At 76.1% G+C, this 921-nt stretch carries 1 protein-coding gene; it reads right to left on the bottom strand.

Features of this window, described 5'->3' with window-relative positions; genetic code table 11:
* The coding region (locus C667_RS23380) for a hypothetical protein (RefSeq protein WP_004390472.1) at positions 1-921 on the bottom strand (921 nt) is incomplete at both ends.

The following is a 921-nucleotide window of genomic DNA, read 5'->3' as shown; positions in this document are numbered from 1 at the left end:
CAGCGTGCCGGGCAGCGCGCTCCTGGCGGGGGCGGTGGCGCCGCCGTCCGCGCTGGCGCCGGGTGTGGCGGCCTCCGCCTTGAGTTCGTCGAAGAAGCCGGCGATGCGGGCGCTGGAAGCCACCGCGGTCTCGGACTGGGCGATGGCGGCCAGCGCGGGCGATACCGCCAGGCGGGTGGCGGCCGAGGTGCCGAGGATGATCTGGCGCACGCGGTAGATGTCGGTCTGGACCTTGACGAAGTTGAAGTCCACCAGGTCGTCCGCGCGGTCGGCGCGCGCCTTCAGGAAGGCGATGAAGCCCTCCAGGCCGCGCTGGAAGATCTGGTAGCGCTCGTGCGCCGACAGCGCGCCCAGCAGCGGATCGTCGTACAGCGCGAGCGCCGCCGCGACCTGGCCCCTGGGGCCGGCCGAGGTGGGGGCGAGCAGGTCGCGCGCGCCGAGGAAATGCCAGGTGCCGAGCTGGCGCGCGCCGGCGGGCAGGCTGCCCGCGAACCACGGACGTTCGTTGCCGGCGGCGTCGAGCACGCCGGTGGCGCCGAAGCAGGCCCCGCCGCCGGCGAGCAGGAAGCGCATGCCGCGCACCTCCAGCCCTTCCATGCCGATGCCGGCCGTGCCGCCCGCGGGCACGAGGAGCCGCACCCAGCGCGCGGGGCGCGGCAGGGCGCCGGCGCGCGTGCGCACGAGGTTTGCTGCGCTCGCGCCGGGAATGCGCTCGAGCCCCCACCATGCCTGGTGCCGGCCCTGGCTGCTGTGCCATTCGAGCAGGACTTGCACGGGTGGCGCGTTGGGGTCGAGGTGCACCCAGGCGTACAGCGACTCGCCGGCGTTGGCGCGCAGCACGGCCGTCGCGCCGTCGAGGCCGTATTCGGTGACGCCGCCGTCCGCCGCGGCCGGCGCCGCATGCCCGCCGCCGGCCGGTGC

Origin of the sequence: Thauera phenylacetica B4P (assembly GCF_000310225.1) — a bacterium.
Taxonomy (GTDB): domain Bacteria; phylum Pseudomonadota; class Gammaproteobacteria; order Burkholderiales; family Rhodocyclaceae; genus Thauera; species Thauera phenylacetica.
Note: the sequence above shows the minus strand (reverse complement) of the source record. Positions and strands in the feature narration are given on the sequence as shown.